Annotated in this window: 21 protein-coding genes and 2 pseudogenes; 5 read left to right on the top strand and 18 right to left on the bottom strand. The window is 51.9% G+C overall.

What is annotated here, in order from left to right:
* Nucleotides 1–2 precede the first annotated feature (2 nt).
* From WMO29_RS09245 to WMO29_RS09170, 16 genes and pseudogenes are all read right to left on the bottom strand, one after another.
* Complete coding sequence (locus WMO29_RS09245; RefSeq protein WP_349164599.1) at nt 3–2,402, bottom strand: VirB4-like conjugal transfer ATPase, CD1110 family; 2,400 nt, start codon at nt 2,400–2,402, stop codon at nt 3–5.
* Nucleotides 2,359–2,814: a PrgI family protein gene (locus WMO29_RS09240; protein ID WP_002589059.1), complete on the bottom strand. Its 456-nt coding sequence runs from the start codon at nt 2,812–2,814 to the stop codon at nt 2,359–2,361. Before WMO29_RS09240 ends, WMO29_RS09245 begins: the two co-directional genes overlap by 44 nt.
* A gap of 14 nt (nt 2,815–2,828) precedes the next feature.
* Complete coding sequence (locus WMO29_RS09235) at nt 2,829–3,374, bottom strand: MT-A70 family methyltransferase (protein ID WP_002589060.1); 546 nt, start codon at nt 3,372–3,374, stop codon at nt 2,829–2,831.
* Nucleotides 3,375–3,387: 13 nt separating this feature from the next.
* Nucleotides 3,388–4,257: a VirB6/TrbL-like conjugal transfer protein, CD1112 family gene (locus tag WMO29_RS09230; RefSeq protein ID WP_024724981.1), complete on the bottom strand. Its 870-nt coding sequence runs from the start codon at nt 4,255–4,257 to the stop codon at nt 3,388–3,390.
* A gap of 69 nt (nt 4,258–4,326) precedes the next feature.
* A pseudogene (locus WMO29_RS09225) lies at nt 4,327–4,425 on the bottom strand (Maff2 family mobile element protein); the annotation flags it as partial.
* A gap of 85 nt (nt 4,426–4,510) precedes the next feature.
* Nucleotides 4,511–6,136 (bottom strand): recombinase family protein, encoded by a 1,626-nt coding sequence (locus WMO29_RS09220; RefSeq protein WP_002594230.1) that lies wholly within the window; start codon nt 6,134–6,136, stop codon nt 4,511–4,513.
* A 127-nt stretch (nt 6,137–6,263) separates the two neighbouring features.
* The gene (locus tag WMO29_RS09215; RefSeq protein WP_002594231.1) at nt 6,264–6,458 is read right to left on the bottom strand and encodes a transposon-encoded TnpW family protein; all 195 of its coding nucleotides are present in this window, start codon (nt 6,456–6,458) and stop codon (nt 6,264–6,266) included.
* A complete protein-coding gene (locus WMO29_RS09210) occupies nt 6,455–7,309 on the bottom strand; it encodes an ATP-binding protein (protein ID WP_002594232.1) in 855 nt (284 codons plus the stop codon). The genes WMO29_RS09215 and WMO29_RS09210 overlap by 4 nt, the downstream gene beginning before the upstream one ends.
* A complete protein-coding gene (locus tag WMO29_RS09205; protein ID WP_002594233.1) occupies nt 7,306–8,046 on the bottom strand; it encodes a replication initiator protein A in 741 nt (246 codons plus the stop codon). The genes WMO29_RS09210 and WMO29_RS09205 overlap by 4 nt, the downstream gene beginning before the upstream one ends.
* A gap of 130 nt (nt 8,047–8,176) precedes the next feature.
* Nucleotides 8,177–8,563 (bottom strand): cysteine-rich VLP domain-containing protein, encoded by a 387-nt coding sequence (locus WMO29_RS09200; protein WP_002594234.1) that lies wholly within the window; start codon nt 8,561–8,563, stop codon nt 8,177–8,179.
* Nucleotides 8,553–10,178: a relaxase/mobilization nuclease domain-containing protein gene (locus WMO29_RS09195; protein ID WP_002594235.1), complete on the bottom strand. Its 1,626-nt coding sequence runs from the start codon at nt 10,176–10,178 to the stop codon at nt 8,553–8,555. The genes WMO29_RS09200 and WMO29_RS09195 overlap by 11 nt, the downstream gene beginning before the upstream one ends.
* A complete protein-coding gene (locus WMO29_RS09190) occupies nt 10,150–10,545 on the bottom strand; it encodes a plasmid mobilization protein (protein ID WP_002594236.1) in 396 nt (131 codons plus the stop codon). The genes WMO29_RS09195 and WMO29_RS09190 overlap by 29 nt, the downstream gene beginning before the upstream one ends.
* 627 nt (nt 10,546–11,172) lie before the next feature.
* Complete coding sequence (locus tag WMO29_RS09185) at nt 11,173–11,661, bottom strand: hypothetical protein (protein ID WP_002569239.1); 489 nt, start codon at nt 11,659–11,661, stop codon at nt 11,173–11,175.
* 114 nt (nt 11,662–11,775) lie between these two features.
* Nucleotides 11,776–12,081: a hypothetical protein gene (locus WMO29_RS09180; RefSeq protein WP_002569240.1), complete on the bottom strand. Its 306-nt coding sequence runs from the start codon at nt 12,079–12,081 to the stop codon at nt 11,776–11,778.
* A gap of 163 nt (nt 12,082–12,244) precedes the next feature.
* Complete coding sequence (locus WMO29_RS09175) at nt 12,245–12,385, bottom strand: Maff2 family mobile element protein (protein ID WP_007037419.1); 141 nt, start codon at nt 12,383–12,385, stop codon at nt 12,245–12,247.
* A 219-nt stretch (nt 12,386–12,604) separates the two neighbouring features.
* Nucleotides 12,605–12,850 (bottom strand): annotated as a pseudogene (locus WMO29_RS09170) (VirD4-like conjugal transfer protein, CD1115 family); the annotation flags it as partial.
* Nucleotides 12,851–12,991: 141 nt separating this feature from the next.
* Here WMO29_RS09170 and WMO29_RS09165 point away from each other — a divergent pair.
* From WMO29_RS09165 to WMO29_RS09145, 5 genes are all read left to right on the top strand, one after another.
* Nucleotides 12,992–13,174: a helix-turn-helix domain-containing protein gene (locus WMO29_RS09165; protein ID WP_055219551.1), complete on the top strand. Its 183-nt coding sequence runs from the start codon at nt 12,992–12,994 to the stop codon at nt 13,172–13,174.
* Entirely contained in the window at nt 13,171–13,836 is a 666-nt protein-coding gene (locus WMO29_RS09160; RefSeq protein WP_129873158.1) for a response regulator transcription factor, read from the top strand. Before WMO29_RS09165 ends, WMO29_RS09160 begins: the two co-directional genes overlap by 4 nt.
* Nucleotides 13,833–14,747 carry a sensor histidine kinase gene (locus WMO29_RS09155; protein ID WP_055219555.1) on the top strand — a complete coding sequence of 305 codons (915 nt, stop codon included), beginning with the start codon at nt 13,833–13,835 and terminating at the stop codon, nt 14,745–14,747. The genes WMO29_RS09160 and WMO29_RS09155 overlap by 4 nt, the downstream gene beginning before the upstream one ends.
* A 113-nt stretch (nt 14,748–14,860) precedes the next feature.
* Nucleotides 14,861–15,529, top strand: coding sequence for an ABC transporter ATP-binding protein (locus WMO29_RS09150; protein WP_055219593.1), 669 nt, complete (start codon nt 14,861–14,863; stop codon nt 15,527–15,529).
* A 12-nt stretch (nt 15,530–15,541) separates the two neighbouring features.
* Nucleotides 15,542–18,199: an ABC transporter permease gene (locus WMO29_RS09145; protein WP_154265427.1), complete on the top strand. Its 2,658-nt coding sequence runs from the start codon at nt 15,542–15,544 to the stop codon at nt 18,197–18,199.
* Nucleotides 18,200–18,280: 81 nt separating this feature from the next.
* Here WMO29_RS09145 and WMO29_RS09140 read toward each other — a convergent pair whose 3' ends face one another.
* Entirely contained in the window at nt 18,281–19,930 is a 1,650-nt protein-coding gene (locus WMO29_RS09140) for a recombinase family protein (RefSeq protein ID WP_129873162.1), read from the bottom strand.
* 72 nt (nt 19,931–20,002) lie between these two features.
* Entirely contained in the window at nt 20,003–20,170 is a 168-nt protein-coding gene (locus WMO29_RS09135) for a hypothetical protein (RefSeq protein WP_173014769.1), read from the bottom strand.
* Between the last annotated feature and the right edge of the window lie 42 nt (nt 20,171–20,212).

The following is a 20,212-nucleotide window of genomic DNA, read 5'->3' as shown; positions in this document are numbered from 1 at the left end:
AGTTATTCATCCTCCTTTTTCAGTTCCTGGGGTTTGGTGGTCATAATGCGGTAAAGCTCAGTATTCTTCGGGAAGTGGTCAACGAAGGGCAGGATGGTGGAGCCATAGAACAGCAGGCCCTCGCCCTCACCGGAGTGGGTCACATAGCTAAGCTGGTGCGTGGAAATGCCCAGCTGCTTGGCGAGAATCTGACGGTCTCCGCCTGCCTGGTTGAGCATATACACGAAGTCGGAGTTTTCAAAGATGTTCTCCACCTCGCGGCTGCTCAAAAGGTCTTTGACATTCTGGGTGATACCTGTCGGAATACCGCCCCATTTGCGGAATCGCTTCCAGATTTCCACCGTATAAGCGGCGGTCTGCTCCTCCTTCAAAAGCAGGTGCATCTCGTCGATGTAATAACGGGTGGACTTGTGGGCAGCGCGGTTAATGGTAACGCGGTTCCACACCTGATCCTGGCCCACCAACATACCGATTTTCTTGAGTTGCTTGCCCAGCTCCTTAATGTCATAGCAGACAATGCGGTTATTGATGTCCACATTGCTCTGGTGATTGAACACATTGAGGGAGCCGGTTACATAGATTTCAAGGGCCGTGGCGATATACTGGGCTTCCTTTTCCTCCTGTGAACGGAGCAGGTTATATAGGTCCTCCAGTATGGGCATATTCTCCGGGCGCGGGTCATTGAGGTAGGTCTGATAGACCAGACGCACACAACGGTCGATGATGGTTTTCTGCACCGGCTGCAATCCGTCCTTACCGCCCACGATCAGCTCACACAAGCTGAGGATAAAGTCAGACTTGAGGGACAGCGGGCTTTCATCATCCGAATAGTCCAGGTTCAGATCCATCGGATTGATGTAGTTGGTTGAGGTAGGCGAGATCTTGATGACCTGCCCATGCAGACGATCCACCAGGGGTGCGTACTCCGCTTCCGGGTCACAGATGATGACATCATCATTGGTAAGCAAAAAGCAGTTGGCAATCTCACGCTTGGCGCTGAAAGACTTACCGGAACCCGGCGTACCCAAAATCAAGCCGTTGGGGTTTTTCAGCAGCTTTCTATCCACCATGATGAGGTTGTTGGACAGGGCATTGATGCCGTAGTACAGGGCTTCCTTGCCGTTCTGGAATAATTCCTGTGTGGTGAATGGTACAAAGATAGCCGTAGAACTGGTGGTCAGCCCTCGCTGAATCTCGATCTGATTGAGTCCCAGGGGCAGACAGCTCATCAGCCCTTCTTCCTGCTGGAAGTCCAGTCTGGTCAGCTGGCAGTTATACTTCTGGGCAATAGAGCCTGCCTGAAAGATGTTGTTGCCAAGCTGACGGGGGGTGTCCGCTGTGTTCAGCACCAAAAAGGAGACCAGGAACATTCTCTCGTTTCGGCTCTGCAAATCCTGCAACAGCTTTTTCGCTTCGCTGCCGTAGGTGGCAAGGTCAGAAGGAATGATGTCCATGTCGTATCCGGCGCGGACTGCTTTTTTCTGTTCCTCAATCTTACTGCGGTCCAGATCGGTAATCTTACGCTTTACCGTTTTGATGGCTTTCACCTGATCCACCGACTGAATGTGCATACTCACAATGAGCGAGCTTTCCATATCCAGAAAATCAGCCAGCAGACGGTCATTCAGCTCTGGGGCTAAAATCTGCAAAAAAGAAACAGCCCCGTATTTCTTGCCCATACGGAACTGCTTGCCGGTGCGGAACTCAAAGGAGCTTGGTGCAATAAAATCTTTCGTGGACAGGCCGGAAGGAGCCAGCCAGTCCCATTCAAACTGAAACGGGAGCTGTTCATCCATGTGGAATACCGCATGAAGCTGGGAAAGCCTTTCCTTACCGTCCAATGTTCTGGCGGCTACACCAAGACGCTTGAAGTTATTGAGTATATCGGTCTCAATACGCTCCAGACGGGGCTTGGCGGCTTTGATGCTGTCAGCGTTGATACCAAAGGTCAGGTATTTGGTCTTGATGAGACCGTTGTTGCCTCTGACCAGCTGATTTTGCAGCATCGTGGTATATTCCTCACGGATACTGTCAAAGGCATCCCCCTGGGGCGGAATGGAAATGGAGTTGGCAAAGGTCTCCTCCGATGCCGCAAGGTTCAAAAAAGACAGCTGGAAGTGAATCGAGCTGTCGAAATAATTGAGGAAATCACACCAGCCCTCAAAGATCGCGGTCTTATCTTCATTTTGGGAGAGCTGATAGTTGATGTCCTGAAACTGAATGGTCTTTGTGTAGTGGCTGTCCGATACGCGGCAGATCCCGTCCGGCCACATTCGTTCATAGGGGATACTGTCCTGTGCCGATTTTCCTTTTTTGTCCGTGCGGTTGGCGCGGGCAATGGCCGCTTCGATCTGCTTCTTATCGGCGCGGGACAGCTTTTTCTTTGTCTTTACCGGATGCACGGTCTTTTCTTCCGGTTTTCCCAGCAGACGGCGCAGCCAGCTTTTCATTGCGGTGAACAATGTCATACACCTCCTTATCGAGCATTTCCTGCCGCTTTAATACGGCATAAAAGTTATTGGTCTGGTAGGGACGCTGCTTGGGACGGATCACAGCTACTTTGAGGATGTTGCCGACGATCTTTTCCAGGGGCTGTCCATGCTTTTCATACATTGCCAGCAGGAAGAAGGGCATCATGACCAGCATCATACACATGGCAGCCATGCTGTTTCCCGCAGGCTCACGGAGCCACAAGAACAGCGGTACACCTACAAGCGCCCCGGCGGTAAAGCAGACCAGCTGCCTTCGTGTCAGATTGAACATGACCTTGGTTTTGACTTTGGTTAAATCTTTGGGTACGGGTACATAAGCCATATTATCCACCTCCTTTATGGGAATGAAATAGAGCTGTCCACTTCATTTCCCCACACATCCCAACCGGGTGTGGATTGACGAGCAAACAGTTCTATGCGCGGGAGATCACCCATCAATGAGACAATGCGTTCTCTGGCTTCCTGCGGTTTTTTTGAATGTTCTTCAATGTGAGAGACAATGACCTGATGAACAGCTGCGTTTATACGCTTGGGATGTCCTTTCGTTGCGAGGATACAAAGTTCCACATTGGAGCGCGTCCAATATCCCATTCCCCAGAACAAGCTATCTGCCTTTCGATTTTGCTTTACCCAAACAAAGCCGACGGTTTTATAGGTAAATCCCCATGCCTTCAGAACTGAGAGACCTTCCAGTAAACATGGAATCGTGACCCATAAAAACAAGGCACAGTCTTTATCCGCCAAGTTGCCTACTGGCAGCGCACAAATATCCTCGATACTCATGGTCGGATAGTGACTTTCTGCACTGCGTCCCAATCCTTTCTTGGAATATACTTTGTAGTTCCATGGCGGGTCTGCGTAAATGATTTGATATTTTTTCATACAGAACCCTCCTTTAGTGCGCCTGAAAGACTGATTTTGCGAGACTGCCGGTTTTGAACAGCGTAAAGCACAGCAGTACGGTGTAGCCCACGCAGCTCCAGATTGCCATGATGATGTCATCTTCCAGAGCGATGTTCTGCACCAGCACAGCATAAATTGCCACGCAGACGATAATGAGAAACGCCTGAAAGCCCAGCGCCAGCAGGGATCGGAGGTAATTCTGTCCCATACCGCCCCATTCTTTACCCATCATTGCAGCCATTGGAACGGGAGCCACCGAAGTCACAAGGTAGATTTCGATCATACGGCCATAAATAACGATAAAGATACAGATATATAACGCCCACATAGTAATGCCAATAAAGAGGGATTGGAACCACAGTCCGAACAGCGGTCCCAGATCCATTTCCATCAGCCTCGGTTCCAGATCGGTCATAACTGAGGAAATGTCAATGGACGCATCCGAATTGATAACCCCTGCCGCCTGCGCCACTACGCTCTGCGCCATATCAAAGACGCCCATCACGATATTCCATGTATTTGTGACAATGAGGATGGCAGCGGCTGATTTGAACACCCACTTGAAAATCATCCAGGTGTCCACATCATGCAGGTTGTTCTTGTCTGCGATCATCTGGATCAGGTCTACGGTCATCACGATAGCCAGGATCACGCCTGCAATCGGCACCATGATGGAGTTGGACAGATTCTCAATCATGCTGAAAATACTGCCATTCCATCCCTGTGGGGTCTGGCCTACCTGTACGGATATATCCGCGACCTGCTGGTTTACACTGTCAAACATCCCCGAAAGGTTGCTCATAATGCCGCCCACCAGCATTTCTTTCAGCCAATTTGTCAGGGCTTCAAGTAAGAAATCCATACGGTGTCAACCTCCTTTCCGCCGCCCCCGCAAAACTGCGGGAGCGGCAAGGATTTCATACGGAGACGCTTAGACAGAGAAAAGCCCGGAGAGCAGAGGTACAAGGACCATGCCTACCACGGCTACACCAGCACCGGCCATGAGCTGCTTCATGCCCTGGCTCTTTGCTTATGTGTGATAAAGAAGTAATAGAAGTGTAAAAAATTTTGCCGTTCCTATCCGGCACATGAGGTATGTCGGATAGGTCGGGCGGTTAGGTGTCGGGCAGTTCTACCTTGCCGACAAAAGAATAATAGATTTCGATTTCCTGTCTGCGTAACTTGCCCCGGCGTTTCCCGTCAAGGGCAACGCTTTCATGGACAACGATTTTCTCCACAAACTCCCGCAGCAGAGTAGGGGTAAGTTCTTCAATGGTAGTGTGCCTGCGTACCACATTCATAAACTTTTCAGCGTTTGCGGTGGCTTCCTGCGCTTTGGAAAGTTCTTCCCGCAGTCTGGCGGCACGTTCTTTCAGTTCTTTCTGCTCGGCTTCATAGTCTGCCGACAGCTCTGTGAAACGCTCGTCCGATATGCGCCCGGTTACGCTGTCCTCATACAGCCGCTTGAAGATAGCAGATAACTCGGCTATGCGTTTCTCGGCGGCTTCCAGCTCCTTTTTCTTGGCGGCGTTCCTGCGTCTGTCCCCGTCCTCATTCTGCTCGATTAAAAGCTTCATAAACCGGGCTTCATGCTTTGCCGCATAGCTGGTAACTTTCCGCAGATTGGAGAGTACGCCAGCGGTCAAGAGGTCAGTGCGGATAAAGTGCGCTGTGCAGTCGGCGGTGCGTTTCTTGTAGCTTCCGCAGATATAACAGTCCTGCTTGCGCTTGTCCGTCTGGTATCGCTGCTGGTACATGACGCTGCCGCAGTCGGCACAAAAGAGTATGCCGGAGAACAAGCCCACTTCGTCATAACGGTTGGGGCGTTTGCGCTGCTTGCGTAACTCCTGCACCCGTTCCCACGTTTCCCGGTCAATGATAGGCTCATGGTGGTTCTCAAAAACCGCCTGCTTTTCCGGGGGATTTTCTATGCTGTGTTTCAGCTTGTAGGACGGCTTCTCGGTCTTAAAGTTTACCAGACAGCCCGTATATTCCCGGTTTTCCAGCAGATGAACCACGGTATTGGTCGCCCACTTGCACTCATAGCCGGGGTGGTAGCGGCGGGTGCTGCCCGTCCTGCGGTATTCCAGCGTCCCCGGCGTGGGGATTTGCTGCTCGGTCAGCATACGGGCTATCTTGGTCGGACCGTTCCCGGCAAGGCAAAGGCTGTAAATCTGCCGTACCACCGGGGCGGCTTCCTCGTCAATGATAAAGTTTTCGTCCTCGTCCATGAGGTAGCCATAGACGGGCTTGCTTGTGATGGGCTTTCCGCTCATGCCCTTAGAGCGTTTTACTGCCTTGATTTTCTTGCTCGTATCTCTCACCAGCCATTCGTTAAAAATGTTCCGCAGCGGGGCAAAATCATTTTCCCCCTGTGCGCTGTCCACTCCGTCATTGATAGCGATGAAGCGGACACCTTTCTGTGGGAAAATCATTTCTGTGTACATTCCCACCTGTAAGTAGTTTCGCCCTAACCTCGACATATCCTTGACGATAACTGTCCCGACTTTCCCTGCTTCAATGTCTGCAAGCATGGCTTGAAATCCGGGTCTTTGAAAGTTCGCACCGGAATAACCGTCGTCGGTGTACCAGCGCAGATTAGAAAATCCATTCTGTTTGGCATAGGTTTCCAAAATCCTCTTTTGGTTGGAAATGGAATTGCTCTCGCCTTGCAGCTCGTCCTCATGGGACAGTCTTGGGTAAAGGGCGGTAATGAGTTGCTGGGTGGTCTGTCTTAACATAAATTCCTCCGTTTCCGACAGCCAGCCCCACTATTCCGTACCTTGATTGTACCACATGGGGCGGCTGTCTGTATAGCGGCAAAAGCGTCAAATCTGCTTCTTTACGGTCGGTAAAAATGACGGTTTTTCAATCAGGCTTATCACAGGTCAAATATCCGGCGGCGGCTTCTGCTTCCAGCACTTTCATCATCTTGTCAGCGGCGGTGTCGGTCGCCCCCTCCTTGAAAAAGCCAGACACCACAAGGATTGTGTTGCCTATCCTCGTTTCGGTCACGCAGTCCGGGCGGCGGGCAGGGCGTTTGTTTCTCTGGGTGTCGGTCATAGGCAAATCTCCTTTCCGGCAAGCAGCCGTTTCAGCTGTTCCATTTTTCCCTGTGCGGCGGCTTTCCTCAAATTCTCCCCGGTAAAGCAGAGAGGGGAACACATTTCAAGCAGGCGGTCATAAATCCGGGCGTGGGCGGTGTCCTCCGGGTGCTGCAATTCCTCCAGCGTGAGGTTGGTCGTCACAATCAGCGGCTTCCTGCTCCGGTAGCGGCTGTCAATCACATTGTAGACCTGTTCCAGACCGTATTCTGTGCCACGCTCCATTCCAAAATCGTCAATGATGAGCAGGGGGAAGCTGCAAAGGCGGGAAATATATTCGTTCCTGCCCGCAAAGCTGGCGGCAAGGTCGTTTAATATTGCTGCAAAGTTTGTCATGCACACCGGGACTTCCTGCTCCATGAGGGCGTTTGCAATACACCCGGCAAAATAGCTTTTCCCAGTGCCTACCCTGCCCCACAAGAGCAGCCCGTAGTTCCCGTCCTTTATCTGTTCCCAGCGTGCCACATATCCGGCGGCGTTCTTCATCTGCGGGCAGCTGCCGTTATCGTTGGCAAATGTCCAGTCCTGCATGGTCTTGTCTGTAAAGCCCTGCCGTTTCAGCCGTTCCACCGTTTCAAGGTGGCTGCGCCGCTTCTCGGCGGCTTCCCGTTCCTTACGGGCTGCCCGCTGGCAGTCGCACTCTGACGGGTGGCGGTCACGCCCGAAAAAGGTCTTGCCCTCCGGGAAATAGGCTTCTTTGGGTTTCCGGCATTTGCCGCAGTATAAAAGCCCGTCCTCCCCGGTGTAATCCTCCGGCTCGGCTGTGGTGTCGGTCATAGGCAGTATGGTGTTGTGGATTGTATCGGTCATAGGCTTTCTCCCTCCTTGAATGAATAGTCCGGTATGCCTTTCTTTGGCTTCTCTTTGGCAGCGTCCTCCTGCGCCCACTTGTAAATGGTGGCTGCATGGCTCTGGTACTGCTTCCCGGTGGAAGCGATGTGGCAGGAAAGGCGGTCAAGGTAATACTCCCACTTGCCGGGGAAGTCCTGTTCCAGCTCCAAAAGTTCTGTGTCAGAAAGAAATACATTTTTATATCTGCCATAAGCGGCGGGGGGCTGCCCCTCACTCGCTCCTTTTGTTTGGCTCTCTATTAGGTTGTTTATATTAGTTTGGTTAGGGGACGGTTTTCCGACCGTCATAAGGTCAGTTTTCCGGCTGTCAGTTGGTCGGTTTCCCGCCCTTATGAGGGGCGGTTTTCCGTCCGTCAGTTGGTCGGAAAACTGTACCACTGGGATAGGCGGCACTTTCACATACAGACGGTTGGCGGCAGAAAAGCCCGTCCGTCTGCGTTCCAGCAGCCCGGCAGCGTCCAGTTCGTTCAGTGCGCCCTTTATGGTGGTGCAGCCTTTATCCAGCATTTCCGCTATCTCTGCTATGGGGTAGACAATGTATGTCCGTCCCTCGCTGTCCTGCCAGCCGTTCTTCTGCGAAAGGGTGGAACGGTCTAACAGCAGCGCATATAACTCTCTTGCGGTGTGGGATAGGTCTGTTTCCAGCAGGAAACGGGGGTAAGGCAGGTAAGCGGGCAGCTCCGTTCCTGCGGTCATATAATCAGCGATAGGGTTCACCTCCTTGTGGTGTCTGTCTGTGGGTTCTGTTACGCTTTTAGGGGGCGTTTTTAAGGGAAAAGGATAAATGTATCACGCACCCTTTGACACCCTCCAAAAAAGCCTTGATTTATGCGGGTTTGAAATGCCCTAAAGCGTGACATTTCTCCCTTTGTTTCCGCTTCCGTTTGGCGGCGTTTATCCGCTTCATGCGTCCGGCGCAGTCCGGGCAGTATTTCCCCCGGTTGGATTTTGGGAAGAAGAACGCCCCGCAGACAGCGCAGCGTTTCCGGCTTCCCCGGCGCAAGAGGGCGGCTTCCAGTGCTTCATCAAGGGGCAGGACAGCGGCGGTAAACCAGCGGCAGAGCAGCGAATAGCTGATACTCTGTACACACACGCAAGGCTCGCCGTCCTCCAACAGCAGGCAGTTCCCGCTGTCATAGTTGCAGCACTCATGCACAAGGCGGCGGGCTGCCCGGTACTGGCGGTAGTCCATGCGGGGGATATTACCGTTCATGGCTCTGCTCCTTTCTGCGCTGCGGCTCGCTCCGGCGTAAAATCTGGTCGATATTGCCCTTGACAGTCTGCAAGCGGCGGTACTCCTCCCGTTTTGCCCGGTAATCGTTGTAGCCGCTGTTTTTCTCTTTGATAAGGCTTTCAATCTCTGCTTGCAGGGATTTATAGCTCGGCAGCTTGGAAATGCCGTTCTCCCTGAAATAGCGGGCGGCTGCGTCTGCTATGATAAAGTCACTTTCATGCTTCTGACGGTAGGCTGCTTTTGCTTTGGCGTTTTTCTGCTGTTTCAGCCCGTCCCGGACAGGGCGGGTCTTGGAATAGGCAAGCACCTGCCGTTGCAGCTCCTTTTTCCCGTTCAGCGTCTTTTCCACCTGCTTCAACCACGCAAGGCTTTCCTGCATGGCGGCATAGGCGGCAGAACAGGCTTCGTCCAGTTCCTCCGGGGAGGAAAAGCCGTACTGCTGATAGGCGGTAACGGTAGCTGCCATTTGCTTTAGGTTGTGCTTTGCCGCCCAGCGGTCATAGCCCACGCCCTTGCCCTCGGCTCGCTTGGCTTCCCGGTCAACCATGCGCTGCAAGGTGTTGTCTGCCGGGGTGGTTTTTGCAGCTTTTTCCCCTTGTAACGGCTTTTTAACTGCGGCAGGGTATTCGGGTATGGCTTTGGTCTGTTCGGCAGCTCTGTGGGCGTTCTGCGTGAGCAGGGCAAGGACAGCAGCCTTGTCAAAATCGTCCCCCAGCTTTCGGGCTGTGATAGGCTTTGTCCTGTCCGGCGTGAGGTAGGAAAGCCGCCCCCGGCTCTCCTTGACGGTCACACCCTCCCGCAGCAAAAGGGAAGAAAACTCGTCAAAGCTGCCAGCTTGGGAAAGTGCCTGCCGTATCGTCCGGCGCAGCTTCGCCTTGTCCGTTTCAAACTTGGTGGGCTTGGTCGGCTGTCCGGCGGCTTCTCTGGCGGCGTTCTCTTTGTCAAGGGCAAGCTGCCCTTTCTTTGCCGCCCAGTATTCCCGTTCGGTTATCCGTTCCTTGCTGCCGTTCAAGAGGTCGATTTGGTAAAGCCCCTCCCGGTGGCACATTTCCATGACTTCGCTCTTGAAATATTCCATAGCGGCGTTGGTGCAGCGGTGCTTGCAGCCCTCCAGCGTGTCGGCTGGTCTGTCCATGTAGGGCAGAAGCGGGACTTCGTAAATCCGCAGGGAGTTGATGACGATATGCACATGGATATTCCCGCTGTGGTTATGCCCGTCCGGGTGGGTGCAGATTAGGGCTTGGTGTCCGGGGAAATGCTCCTTGCAGAACTGCTCGCCCAGCTCCTGCGCCCGGTCTACGGTCAAGCCGTTGTCTGTCCCGTCCCGTGGGTCAAAGCTGATGATATAGTGGTGGCTTTTCACATCTTCCCGTTTTTGGTTTTTCTCATAGCGGAGATTGGCTCGCATACAGGCAACAGCGAAATCCTCGCCCCCGCAGTTGAGGGAAGAAATGCGGTAATCCTCCCTCGGTATCAGCCGCCCGTTTTCATCAAGGGTGGCTTTCATGGTAAACTCGTCATGCTCAAATGTGAGATAGGCTTCCGCTGCGCCATAGTCGGCGTTTTTAGAGCTGATATGTTTGAATGTTGCCAACAGCGTCACCCACTTTCTGCAAGACTTCAAACTTTAGGGCAGCAAGGTCGGAAACCGCCGCCCGTACCTCCCCGGCAAGCTGCGGATAGGGACTGTGCCACTCGTTCAGCGTCCGGGCTATCTGGTTTAAGTTGCCGCCGATCCTCCCGTATTCGGCGGTCAGCTTCCCGACAGCGGCAAGCAGCTCGTCATTGATGGGGGAAACGGTTATGATGGGGCGTATGGCTGCCCCGGTTATGGCTTGCCGGATAAACTCGGCTTGGCTCATGTGGTAAGCAGAAAGCCGCTGGGCAAACTCGGCGTATTCTTCCTCGGTCATGCGTGTTTTGACTACCCGGCTGCGGTGCGGCGTGTTGTATCGTTTCATAGGTGGTTGACCTCCTTTCTGTGCGTGGTGTCCTCTCACTAATAGGAGAAAAACAGGGTGTGAAGCGGAACTGTTTTTGAAAAATCCGAAAAATATTTTGAGGGGTTTTTCAGCGGCGCAAGCCGCATAAGCAGGGTTTGGGGAAGGCACTCCCCAACAAGATTCCCGCAGGGGCAAAATGAGCGATAAGCGAATTTTGGCACCTCGGTAGAATCTTGCTCTAAGAAACTGCCGGCCTGCCGTTCACTTGCTACTGCCACTTTTTCAGAAAATCTATAACCAGCTTTTTTTATAAAAGGCTGCGGGCTGGCGTTTTTCCCTTACTCCCTACAAACCACAAAAGAGCAGAATGGACGGACTTTCCGGCAAGAACTTTTCCGGCGGCTCGGTCTTTCCCGACAATAAGGCGTTTCGGAAGCTGCGTTTTGCCCGCTGTCTGAAAAAAATGGCAGCCTTTTTTGGTTTCACTGTCTAATACGGAACTTTTGGAAATTTGCCAAAAATGGACGCAAAAAAAGCAGCAAATCTTTTTCGGATTTACTGCTTCATGTGCCGCTGCGGTGCGGCGGGATGGATATTCAGTTGAAATAAAAGAGGATGGTGGTACTTTAGTCTATCGACTCTTTACTAACTATTAGGTAATCTTGAAAGATTTTCCTTGAATTTATCTAAAGAATGTTCATTGTTTCCCGCAAAAATAAGTGGAATTGTATATTCATATGATATGCCATTTTCATAGTCCGATAATTGTATTTTTATAGTATCATCCCTCTCATCTTTAGGTGCTATATATATGAATGAATTTTTATTTATATCAGATATTTTCCCTTTTTCAGAAGAAACAGTATAACCCCAGTCTGTTAAATTTGTCTTTATTGTAACTTCTGTTTCTGTTTCTTTTCTAGTCTGCAATGCTGTTTTATCGATTTGGATATCAAAAGGAGTCGAACCTAACAATTCACTGTTTATATTTACAAGTTCTTCTCCATTTGTTTTAGAAATATTAGATTCATCTTCATAATTTTGTTGAGATTCATCTTTTGGTGTTTCTCTGTTACATCCTAATAAAAAGCATAAAATAATTAGTACTAATACAGAAAGTTGTTTTTTTTGCATTTATTTCTCCTTTCATATTATCAAAGAAAGCACTGAGAGTACTTTCAAGAAATTTTGAAATATTCTCAATGCTTTCTATTTTTTGATCATAAACTTGCCGGTAATGATACTATGTTAATTTATCTCTTTCGCGTAACCTTTGTTGCAATATACACATGCACCATTCACCCATTTGTGAGACATTTCAATCGTCTCAACTTCATAAATGCTTACTTCTCCACAAATTAAACATTGTTTGTAATTATATACATGACGTGTCGCACATTTATCCCAGTCATCATATATACCAGGCATTTCATCTTCATATCCATAGTACTGGGGAGAACCCCAACTATGAGTATGAGCGGCAAATACAGTCATTGGAGCAGCTACAATTCCAGCTACTACTGAAAGTGCTAAAATAGATTTTCTTAAATTCATAAGTTCCTCCCTTTCCTTAAAAATACATAGCTCTTTGTTACATTGTCATTTTAACATAATAATTGGTAAAATGCAATAATTTATTTTCTATTTACGAGAAAATACTGTGCATATTATCTTATTTAGGAATAGTTAAGGCGGCTACCTAAATCTTTTTATTACTTTACCGCACATGAGCATTGGCGCCGGGGTTGTCGTTGCCGTAACCTTCCAGCAGGTTGATAACGCCCCAGATACCGAGACCGGCACCGAGCGCGATAACGAGGGTCTGAAGAACGGTGATTGCCTGTTCAAAAAATGCCATATAGTTTGTTAGCCGGAATCTGATTAAAAAATAGGTTTGTCATGTTTCATAGGCATACAAAAGCCGGAACAATCTGCCGCCCGGTTTCCGGGGGCATGATTCCGGCTGTCCTCCTTTTTCATTATTTTTTCTCGCGATTGTCCGCTTTGTACGCCAATGGCCCATAGAGGGCAGATGCGGCGAATAGATAAGATCACTCCCTTCTAAAGCGGAACGAAATTAAGCGCCCTTTGTGTCTACTTCATATACATCGCAGACCTCATTGGGCTTGAGTTTCAGCCTTGCGGACAAGAATGCTTCAATATCAAAAGCGTTCTTGTCATCCGCGTCGGCAGTGTACTTGAAATTGGGGTGCTTGGTGATGTCGTACTTATCCGAAAGGAAAGGACGCACACCGCGCAGCTGGAGGATACACTTGCCGCCATCCATAACAGCAAGCTCATCCTGGCTCATCAGCTCTTTGCCACAATGTCAAGTGATGAATTAAAAAAAGCTATCAAAGAAATCCTTCTTCGATAGCAGCGTATTCAACATCTATTCACATTTCCTGCCTTGCGTTCTTCGAGCTAATGAAATATAATGAAAGAAATTGTCGGAGGTATGAGCATGGACTACATGACACTCAAAGAGGCAAGCGAAAAATGGGGCGTTTCGTCCCGTCAAGTCAACTATTACTGCGTCGAGGGGCGTATTCCCGGCGCTGTGAAAATGGCCGGTGTTTGGCTGCTTCCTAAAGATGCTGTAAAGCCGGTCGATGGCAGAACAAAGGAAGGGAGAGCACAGAAGTGAGTCGAATTTTGCTTTTAGAAGACGATGAAGCGCTGGGGCGTGGTATTTGTATGGCACTTGAAACACCAAACTGTACCGTCACACATTGCAGCACACGTCTCCAGGCAATCAAGATTTTGCAGGGCGTAGTTTTTGATTTATTGATTTTGGATATTAACCTGCCAGACGGCAGTGGGCTGGAACTGTTGCGAACACTGCGACAGAATGGCACCTCCACACCTGCTATTTTGCTTACGGCTAATGATTTGGAACTGGATGAAGTTACCGGTCTGGAAGCTGGGGCAGATGATTATATTACCAAGCCTTTCTCCTTGGCAGTGCTCCGGGCCAGAGTAAATGCCCAACTGCGGCGCTCTGTCCCGGTAAAGCAGGAACGGATCGAATTGAACGGTTTCATCCTCGACTTCACACGGATGGAGTTTTCCAAAGAAGGGACAATCATCGACCTTTCCAAGACAGAACAGCGCCTGTTGCGCCTGCTGGTGGAGAACCGGGGCCGCACGTTACCAAGAGAATTGCTGCTTGAAAAGGTGTGGGACGGCGGCGAGTTTGTGGATGAAAATGCCTTATCTGTGGCGGTGCGGCGCCTGCGCGGGAAGCTCGGGAATGCCCCGATCAGAACTGTGTACGGGGTTGGTTACACTTGGGAGGTAAGCAAATGACAGCTTTGACCTGGGTGTTGCTGGCTTTCGCTGTCATTGGGCTTCTATTTGGGCTCTGGCAGTGGACGGCCCGGCGCAGAACCGTTCAGCGGCTGGATAATATGTTGGAACAGTCTATTTCCAGTGGTTTTACCGAGGAACATTTTGATGAAACAGAACTGTCTGCGCTGGAGACAAAATTTGCTCGCTTCCTGCGCGGCTCTGCTCATACGCAAAAAACGATGAAAACCGAACAGGAAGCGGTGAAAACACTGATCTCCGATATTTCCCATCAGACGCGCACACCCATCGCAAATTTACTTGTATACGCTTCGCTTTTGACGGAAAGCGATCTGTCGCCGCGTCAGCGGGAACAAGTCCAGGCGCTGCTAACACAGGGGGAGAAACTGTCATTTCTGATTCAGACTCTGGTTAAGGCTTCGAGATTGGAAACAGGTATTGTGGTTCCAACTCCCACACTGGGTCCTGTGGCTCCTTTATTAGAGGCGACTGTCGAACAGGAAAGACCTGCGGCGGAAAAAAAGAAAATCACCTTGCAGAACCTTCCGTTTGTAGGCGACGCCTCCTTTGACCCGCGCTGGACAAGCGAAGCCCTTGGCAATGTTGTAAACAACGCGGTAAAGTACACACCCGCTGGCGGAAGGGTTACCGTATCTGCACAGATGCTCGAAACCTTTTGCCGGGTGGACGTGACGGATACGGGCCCCGGTATTCCAGAAGAAGAACAGGGCGGGATTTTTAACCGCTTCTATCGTGGTACGTTAACGCACTCGGCGGAGGGGCTTGGCCTGGGACTTTACCTGGCACGGGAAATTCTGTCCCTTCAGGGCGGTTATATCAAAGTATCCTCCAAACCAGGAAACGGAAGCACTTTCTCACTGTATTTGCCTCGTGCGTTGAATCGGATATGAAGAACAGGAAATCTTTCAACTCTGTTAGATTTGAGAAAGGCTCAGGAAAGAATTATGTGGTAAAGTCTGTATTGTCAAAAGGCAATGCAGACTTTTTTGTGGAGGTATACAAGATGACGATTTTAGAAACCAAAAACTTAAAGAAATATTACGGAAAAGGAGATACGCAGGTAAAAGCACTGGATGGTGTCAATCTCAGCGTGGAGGACGGGGAGTTCGTAGCCATCGTGGGCACCAGCGGCTCCGGCAAGTCCACCCTGCTCCACATGCTGGGGGGCCTGGACCGGCCCACTTCCGGCTCCGTCACCGTGGACGGGAAGAACATCTTCTCCCTGAAGGATGAGGCACTCACAATTTTTCGCCGCCGAAAAATTGGTTTTGTATTTCAAAGTTTTAACCTGGTGCCGGTGCTGACGGTGCGGGAAAACATCGTTTTGCCCATCCAGTTGGATGGTGGTAAAGTAGATGAGCGCTATGTAGGTGAGGTAGTCACCGCCTTGGGGCTGGAAAAGAAGTTGAACAGCCTGCCGGGGCAGCTTTCCGGCGGCCAGCAGCAGCGGGTGGCTATCGCCCGTGCCTTGGCGACCAAACCGGCCATTCTCCTGGCCGACGAACCGACCGGAAACTTGGACAGCCGTACCAGCCAAGATGTACTGAGCCTGATGAAGGTGACGGGCCGGAAATTTTCCCAAACGATGGTCATGATTACACACAACGAAGAAATTGCCCAACTCTCTGACCGAATTGTCCGCATTGAGGATGGGCGGATTGTGACACAGTAAGGGGGGAGAGCCATGAAAGTTTCAAATCGAAAATGTGTTCGCCATTTGGCGTGGAAAAGCCTGCTGGCAAGCCGCACGCGCAATCTGATTGCCATTGTGGCTATCGCCCTGACAACGATGCTGTTTACTTCTCTATTCACCATCGCCTTGTCCATCAACGATGGGTTTCAGCAATCCAATTTTCGACAGGTGGGCGGCTTCTCCCACGGCGGATTTAAGTACATGACCCAGGCGCAGTTTGATGAACTGAAGGATGATCCTCTCATCGGCCAGTGGGGCGAACGGAGATACCTGGGTATGCCTAGGGAGGCGCCTTTCAATAAAGCTCATGTGGAGGTGAGCTTTGCCGACGCCAACGAGGCCCACTGGATGTACTGTGACCCGGTGGAAGGCTCTTTGCCGCAGGAGGGCACCGACCAGGCTGCTACCGACACCCATGTACTGGAACTGCTGGGCATAAAGCCGGAGATCGGGGCCGAGTTTACCCTCACTTTTGATGTAGATGGACACGAAACCACTCAAACCTTCACCCTCTGTGGCTGGTGGGAATACGATGAGGCCATTGTGGCGAACCATGTCCTGATTCCCGAAAGCCGGGTGAACGAAATCCTGGCGGAAGTGGGCGTAGATCCTGACAGCCCTGATGACGGCATGACAGGCCGGTGGAATTTGGACGTGATGCTGAAAAGCGACTCCCGACATATCGAGCGGGATTTGAACCAAATTTTGGAAAACCACGGCTACCAGAGCGAGACCGCTGGGGACAATTACATTGATACCGGCGTCAACTGGGGCTACACCGGGGCCCGGATGTCCGACATTGTGGACCCCATGACGGTCATGGCCATTGCCGGGGTAATCCTGCTTATCGTTTTCACCGGGTATCTCATCATCTACAATGTGTTCCAGATCTCGGTGGCCGGGGATATCCGGTTCTATGGCCTTCTGAAAACCATCGGCACCACCCCCCGGCAACTGCGGCGGATCATCCGTCTGCAAGCCCTGACCCTCTCTGCTGTTGGTATCCCCATCGGGCTGGTGATCGGCTGGCTGATCGGCGGGCAGCTAACCCCGGTGATTGTGGCCCGGCTCAACGGGATTATGCCAATGACCTCTGTAAGCCCCTGGATCTTTGTCGTTTCCGCGGCCTTCGCACTGCTGACGGTGCTGATCTCCTGCCGGCAGCCGGGACGGATGGCGGCCAGGGTCTCCCCGGTGGAGGCAGTGCGCTACACCGAAGGCAGCAGCGAAAAGACCCGTGTTAAGGGCCGGAAGGCCCGAAAGGTCAGTCCCTTCACGATGGCCTGGGCCAACCTGGGCCGCAGCAAGGGAAAGACCGTGGTGACGGTGCTGTCGCTGTCACTGGCGGTGGTGCTGCTTACTGTGACGGTGAACTTTGCCGGTGGCTTTGATATGGACAAGTATGTGTCCAATTTCACCGCCAGCGATTTCATTGTGGCCAATGCTGGAAAATTCCAGACCAGCACCCTGTTCAGTGCGGAACAGGCCGTGCCCCAGTCCGTCATTGATGACATCGACGCCCAGGGCGGCATCACCGACAGCGGCGTGGTGTACGACCAGACCTCTCCTGTGCTGGAGTACGTCACCGAAGACTGGTTCCGGCAGAACAAGCAGAACTTCTACACCCCGGAGGAGATGGACAACCTGATACGCCTGACTGATAAGAACGAGGCGGGCCTGCTGGCCGACGGGGTTCAGATCTCCGGTATGAGCGATTTTGCCCTGGACCACCTGACGGTGCTGGAGGGAGATTTGTCCGCCCTCTACGAGCCGGGCAGCCGGGCTATCGCCGCCGTATACTCAGAGGACGATTATGGAAACGCAGACATGGCCTCCCACTGGGCCCGGTTGGGGGACACCGTCACCCTCCGCTATGTGGAGGAGAGCGAGTATTACGACCCAGACACCGGCGAGGTCTGGGCTTCCCTGGAGGATGTGCCGGACGGGGCCAACTGGGTGGAGCGGCCGGTGAAGTACCGGGACGTTGACTACACCGTGGCGGCCCTGGTGACGGTGCCCTTCGCCCTCAGCTACCGCTACTATGGTAGCGATGAGTTCATCCTGAACGACGAGACCTTTGTCCAGGACACCGGCACGTCGGATGTGATGTACTACGCCTTCGACACCACCGACGAGACCAACGCCGCCATGGAGTCCTTCCTGGCGGATTACACTGAGAACGTCAACCCGGAGCTGGACTACGAGAGCAAGGCCACCTATGCTGGGGAATTTGAGAGTATGCGCTCCATGTTCCTGCTGCTGGGCGGTGCGCTCAGTTTCATCGTTGGGTTGGTCGGTGTGCTGAACTTCTTCAATGCCATCCTGACTGGCATCATTGCACGTCAGAGGGAACTGGCGGTGCTCCAGGCCGTGGGCATGACCGGACGGCAACTGCGCGCTATGCTGATCTGGGAAGGATTGCTGTACGCTCTGGGGGCGGCAGGGCTGGCTCTGATTTTGACGCTGACGTTGGGCCCGATTGCCTTCCAGGCGGTGGAAGGACTATTCTGGTTTTTTACCTACCATCTGAACCTCACGCCCTTCCTGTTCATCATCCCTCTCTTTGCCTTGCTTGGGGCTGGTATTCCTGTTATCACCGGCCATGAGATGGCAAAACGCACCGTAGTGGAACGGTTGCGGATGGAGTAAACCCAATCAATATAATGCTGCCGGACGACGGCAAAATAAAAGCCCCATCCCTCAATGGTTGTGAGAGATGGGGCAAACTATTTACGCTGCAATCTCCGGGATTTCCCCGACAAAGTTATACACGATCCTGACTTCCTGCACCTTCTGGCCGTCCACCTTCTTAACCTCGCCGATCAGGATTTTACTGATAAGCCGGTTCAGCACTGCCTCATCCAGTTCCTCGATGGTGGCATAGCGCCGGATTTCCTTGATGAAGGTGCGGACTTCACTCTCCTGGGTATCCGCCCGGCTCTGCATCATTGCCAGGTCATGCAGGCGCTTCTGGTTGGATTCCTGCTCTTGTTCCAGCGCCGCCGTCAGCTTCACAAACCGCTGCTCGGTCAGGATGCCTTTTGCCTTATCGGTATACAGGCTCAGAAACATCCTGTCAATTTCCTGATTCCGGGCTTCCAGCCGCTGGCGTTCTTTCTCCGTCTGAGAAGCGTCCACCAGATACCGGCGCTCCATTCGGCGGCTGAGCCGCTGGTAGAACGCATCGGCGTCCTTCATGGCCTGCGCCGCCAGTTCCTGTATATCCTTCAGCACCAGATTGTACAAACCCCTTGCCTCGATTTTGTGGCTGGAGCAGACCTTGCAGCCCATGCGGTTGTAAGTCTGGCAGATATAGTACGCCTTGTCAATCGGTTCCCGCATCTTGCCGGTGAAGCGGTTCTTTCCGGTTCGGCCCACCTTCTCATACCGCACCTGCATGGACTTCCCGCAGGTGGCACAGTAGACAAGGCCGTGGAACAGGTTGTAGAAGGGGCAGGAATTACCCTGAATGGTCGGCCTGCGGTCAATCAGTTCCTGCACCTGTTCCCATTCCTCCGGCGTCACAATCGCCTCATGGCAGCCCTCAATCACTTCCCACTGGTCACGGGGGATAATGTCATAGGTGTTGGAGCGGATGCCCTTCTGGTGCGTCCGAAAGACCAGATGTGCGCCTTTATAGAAGGGATTCCGCAGGATATGGCTGATTCTCGCCCCGCCCCAGGAATAATAGTTGGCGTCAAACTCCGTGTTGGCCTTGACATGGGTGATGGGGATTTTTTCTTCCATCAGCCGTTTGGAAATCCTCATGCAGCCCAGCCCGTCCAAGGCATAGTCATAGATTTTGCGGATGATCGGCGCTGTCTCCGGGTCAATAATGAGATGCCCTTTGTCCTCTGGGTCACGCATCAGGCCGAAGGGCGGCGTCCCTCCGCAGAATTTTCCCTGCCGGGAGCGGGTGGTAATGCCCGCCAGCACCTTTTTGGAAATATCCCGGCTGTACATATCGTTCAGGATATTCTTAAAAGGCGTAATGTCCATCTCCTGACGGGTCAGGCTGTCCACGCCGTCCGTGATGGCGATATAGCGCACATTGTGTTTGGGGAAAAAGATTTCGATATAGCTGCCAGCTTCGATATAATTCCTGCCGAGTCTGGATAGGTCTTTGGTGACCACGCAGCCGATTTTCCCCGCCTCAATGTCAGCGATCATGCGCTGGAACGAGGGACGATTGAAGTTGCGGCCCGTATAGCCGTCATCCACATAATACTCATACTGGAACATCCCATGCTTTTCTGCGAAATCCCGGAGCATGAGTTTCTGGTTGCTGATGCTCATACTCTCATTGTCGCCGCCGTCATCCAGAGAGATTCGGCAGTAGAGAGCGGTGATTTTCTCATAGACTTGTTTTTTCCTGCTCATAGCGTTCTCCTTCTATGAACAGGGACACGATACCATTATAGTACCATGTCCCTGTCCCTGAATCAACCGTTTTTACGCAGCTTTTTCTGCCATTTCCCGCTGATGCCGCCATTCCTCGAAGTGTTCGCAGGTCTGGCGCTCAATGAGCTGCTCAAAGACTTCCCGCATGGACTTCTCCCCGGAGAACTCCCGCACCACCACAAAACGGACTTTATTCTTCTGATTTTTGCTTTTTTCCATAGGCTACCTCCATAGAGAGACAGGCCGGACGGCAGCACCGGC

The sequence above is a fragment of the Laedolimicola intestinihominis genome (assembly GCF_040096155.1).
Lineage (GTDB): Bacteria > Bacillota > Clostridia > Lachnospirales > Lachnospiraceae > Laedolimicola > Laedolimicola intestinihominis.
This window is presented reverse-complemented; position numbering and strand designations above follow the sequence as displayed.

Coding starts and splice junctions, on each gene's coding strand:
- WMO29_RS09240 (WP_002589059.1), bottom strand. CDS start 2,814: ATGGCTTATGTACCCGTACCCAAAGATTTAACCAAAGTCAAAACCAAG.
- WMO29_RS09235 (WP_002589060.1), bottom strand. CDS start 3,374: ATGAAAAAATATCAAATCATTTACGCAGACCCGCCATGGAACTACAAA.
- WMO29_RS09230 (WP_024724981.1), bottom strand. CDS start 4,257: ATGGATTTCTTACTTGAAGCCCTGACAAATTGGCTGAAAGAAATGCTG.
- WMO29_RS09220 (WP_002594230.1), bottom strand. CDS start 6,136: ATGTTAAGACAGACCACCCAGCAACTCATTACCGCCCTTTACCCAAGA.
- WMO29_RS09215 (WP_002594231.1), bottom strand. CDS start 6,458: ATGACCGACACCCAGAGAAACAAACGCCCTGCCCGCCGCCCGGACTGC.
- WMO29_RS09210 (WP_002594232.1), bottom strand. CDS start 7,309: ATGACCGATACAATCCACAACACCATACTGCCTATGACCGACACCACA.
- WMO29_RS09205 (WP_002594233.1), bottom strand. CDS start 8,046: ATGACCGCAGGAACGGAGCTGCCCGCTTACCTGCCTTACCCCCGTTTC.
- WMO29_RS09200 (WP_002594234.1), bottom strand. CDS start 8,563: ATGAACGGTAATATCCCCCGCATGGACTACCGCCAGTACCGGGCAGCC.
- WMO29_RS09190 (WP_002594236.1), bottom strand. CDS start 10,545: ATGAAACGATACAACACGCCGCACCGCAGCCGGGTAGTCAAAACACGC.
- WMO29_RS09185 (WP_002569239.1), bottom strand. CDS start 11,661: ATGCAAAAAAAACAACTTTCTGTATTAGTACTAATTATTTTATGCTTT.
- WMO29_RS09180 (WP_002569240.1), bottom strand. CDS start 12,081: ATGAATTTAAGAAAATCTATTTTAGCACTTTCAGTAGTAGCTGGAATT.
- WMO29_RS09175 (WP_007037419.1), bottom strand. CDS start 12,385: ATGGCATTTTTTGAACAGGCAATCACCGTTCTTCAGACCCTCGTTATC.
- WMO29_RS09165 (WP_055219551.1), top strand. CDS start 12,992: ATGGACTACATGACACTCAAAGAGGCAAGCGAAAAATGGGGCGTTTCG.
- WMO29_RS09155 (WP_055219555.1), top strand. CDS start 13,833: ATGACAGCTTTGACCTGGGTGTTGCTGGCTTTCGCTGTCATTGGGCTT.
- WMO29_RS09150 (WP_055219593.1), top strand. CDS start 14,861: ATGACGATTTTAGAAACCAAAAACTTAAAGAAATATTACGGAAAAGGA.
- WMO29_RS09145 (WP_154265427.1), top strand. CDS start 15,542: ATGAAAGTTTCAAATCGAAAATGTGTTCGCCATTTGGCGTGGAAAAGC.
- WMO29_RS09140 (WP_129873162.1), bottom strand. CDS start 19,930: ATGAGCAGGAAAAAACAAGTCTATGAGAAAATCACCGCTCTCTACTGC.
- WMO29_RS09135 (WP_173014769.1), bottom strand. CDS start 20,170: ATGGAAAAAAGCAAAAATCAGAAGAATAAAGTCCGTTTTGTGGTGGTG.